This window comes from Synergistaceae bacterium (genome assembly GCA_012728235.1).
Classification (GTDB): Bacteria; Synergistota; Synergistia; order Synergistales; family Synergistaceae; genus JAAYFL01.
Map to the genome: position 1 here is coordinate 1 of JAAYFL010000126.1, position 2,627 is coordinate 2,627.

A 2,627-nucleotide genomic window follows, 5' to 3' on the forward strand; every position below is an offset into this window, starting at 1 on the left:
ATGAGGGAATTTACTGCTAAGCAAAGACTAGAAATCTAGTGGAGCTAAGAGGAATCTTGGCGGAGCTATTAGCGAGTACTGCTGGTACGGGCCTCAGCCCGTACTGGCGCTATTACTGCGTAATAATCAATGTGGTGAGTTGATAGAATTATTGTCAAAAAATTAGAAAACAATTACATTAAATATTGACCCAGTCAATAAAATAAATTATAATAAATATTAGGTTGGAACATTGCCCTGCACCAGGAGGTGAGAACTTGATTGGATTAGAGTACATTTTAAACCTCTTTAATCTTCAGCATATAGAACTTGCAGAAAAACTTGGTATAAAAAAACAAAATATAAACATGTGGGTGAAAGGGCGACAGAACATTCCAAAGAAATATCTACCAGTTTTAGAAGAACTCTTTGGTATCGCTCAGTCCTATTTTGGACGTGAGCTTACAGAAATTGATCAGTTAGAGATTCAGAAGGAAAAGCTGAAAAGAGAGCTTAAGCCTGTGATCAAAAAACATGAACAGCAGTTTTCTTTGGGTGAGATGAATGATCTAGTTGAAGTTCCCATTTACGATAAAGAAGAAATGAATGCCATCGAGCGAGATATTGAAAAAGCAAAACTCATATCAAGATTTAAGGCTGCAATGGATATAGTAGATAATAATCCATACTTAGAGACCTATAAACTCATCGTAGAACTACTTGAAAAAGTGCAGCATGAATCAGTTCTACACAAAACGATTGAAGCGTTGGCTCACTATTATGAAGTCTTACCTGATTGGGTAAGCAGCGAACCAGAACAACAAGGCTTTGAAAGTGAAATTTTTGAAGTCTTTGATGATCATAACTATTAAACATTTGGAGGGAATACTAATGGCTGAGAATACAGGAAACATTGGATTTGAAGAGACACTTTGGAAAGCGGCCGATAAATTAAGAGGCAGCATGGATGCCAGTGAATATAAACACGTGGTACTGGGACTCATTTTCCTGAAGTACATATCCGATAAATTTGAAACAAAGTTTAATGCGCTTGTAGAAGAAGGCGCAGGCTTTGAAGAGGACCGAGATGAGTATGAAGCTGAGAATATCTTCTGGGTTCCTAAAGAAGCGAGCTGGACATTTATCAAAGACAATGCAAAGGATCCCAAAATCGGTCAGTTTATTGATGATGCCATGATACTCATTGAAAAAGAGAATACATCTTTAAAGGGTGTACTGGATAAGCGTTATGCAAGACCCGAAATTGATAAGAGAAGACTTGGAGAACTGATTGACTTAATTTCAACGATAAAGCTTCATCAAAATGGAGAAAAGGACTTACTAGGAAGAGTGTATGAATACTTCCTTGCACAGTTTGCCAGCGTTGAAGGAAAAGGCGGTGGAGAATTCTATACGCCTACTAGCGTTGTTAAGACCTTAGTTGACATGATTGAACCCTACCAAGGCAGAGTTTATGACCCTTGTTGTGGGTCTCGTGTCATAATTATGACAACGGCAAATAGTAACGATAGATGCTTGATTTTAAGACCTCTACTAGAAAAACAAAATAGGGATGGGTGTGCATTTAGGAGTTATAATCCAGACATATTGCATTTAACTTATAAGGAAGGTTCAAGATGAAGCAAAACAACATTAATAATACAAACAAGAAAAATGAAGACGACAATCAAGCTGAAACAGAAACAGCGAAAAAAGAAAGTAATGGGGATAAAATTATAAAATGGATTTCTTTATTTCTATCAATTGTAGCAATGGTACAATCTTGCATGGCATATAATATCGGTAAAAATAATGAGACTCTTGTATTGGATTCGAACATTAAATTTGAAATATTAGATGATGTAGAAAATAAAGAGAAATATGTCTCGATGAGATTTAATATTAAACAAGGAAATTTGAATAAGCTATATCTTGCTAAACCTCTTCAAGAGGATAGACAAGAATTACAGTATGAACTGTTAGATCATTCAAATTTAACTACATCCTTTCTACTCGAAAAAAATAAAACAGATACAATAATTTCTGATTCACAAAATAACTCATCGAAAATTGATAGTAAAATTGATTCATATAAATTACAAGATTTTTTTGTCATTGTTCAAGATTATACTAAAGAATGGCATATTTACTATTTGTTAATCAGACCTGAGATTCATTTAGATAATTATGAATATCACTTTAAAGTGGAATCGAATGATGAGGTTGTAGCTGAATATAAAAAAGAAGCGGAGCCAATGGAATTTGACTATACATTAATTGATTGCACACTTATTAATAATCACACCTTAGAATCAAAAATAAAAGACTTTGAGGAAAAAAATTCAAAATATTTTTTATTTGAAGATGAGCAGGAACTAAAAGGAAAAAATGGAGAACAATTTAAGAGTCATCCTTTTATTCAGCTTAATTATCATTTTCCAAGTGCAAAAGAAATTCTCAAAAAACTTGAAGTCGTAAAGAATGATATTGATTTTTAATATGATTAAATGGTTATAGTGTCAAAAGCTACATCCGTAAAGTGAAGGATGGCATAAAAAGTCTTTAGTTCCTAAAAAGAGTCTTTCAAAAAAAGATAACAAGAAATCTTGGCTAGTTTTAGGCCATTTCCATGCCCTCTTCCATGCCAC

General features: G+C 33.8%; 2 protein-coding genes and 1 pseudogene. All 3 read left to right on the plus strand.

The window, feature by feature from the left end; all coding sequences use genetic code 11:
* Positions 1-257 precede the first annotated feature (257 nt).
* The 3 genes and pseudogenes from GXZ13_07155 to GXZ13_07165 all read left to right on the plus strand — a co-directional run bounded on the left by GXZ13_07155 (position 258) and on the right by GXZ13_07165 (position 2,477).
* A complete protein-coding gene (locus GXZ13_07155; GenBank protein ID NLX75585.1) occupies positions 258-851 on the plus strand; it encodes a helix-turn-helix domain-containing protein in 594 nt (197 codons plus the stop codon).
* Between the two features lie 19 nt (positions 852-870).
* A pseudogene (locus GXZ13_07160) lies at positions 871-1,497 on the plus strand (SAM-dependent DNA methyltransferase).
* 119 nt (positions 1,498-1,616) lie between these two features.
* On the plus strand, positions 1,617-2,477 hold the full coding sequence (locus tag GXZ13_07165) for a hypothetical protein (GenBank protein NLX75586.1): 861 nt from the start codon (positions 1,617-1,619) through the stop codon (positions 2,475-2,477).
* The last annotated feature ends 150 nt before the right edge of the window (positions 2,478-2,627 follow it).

Coding starts and splice junctions, on each gene's coding strand:
- GXZ13_07165 (NLX75586.1), top strand. CDS start 1,617: ATGAAGCAAAACAACATTAATAATACAAACAAGAAAAATGAAGACGAC.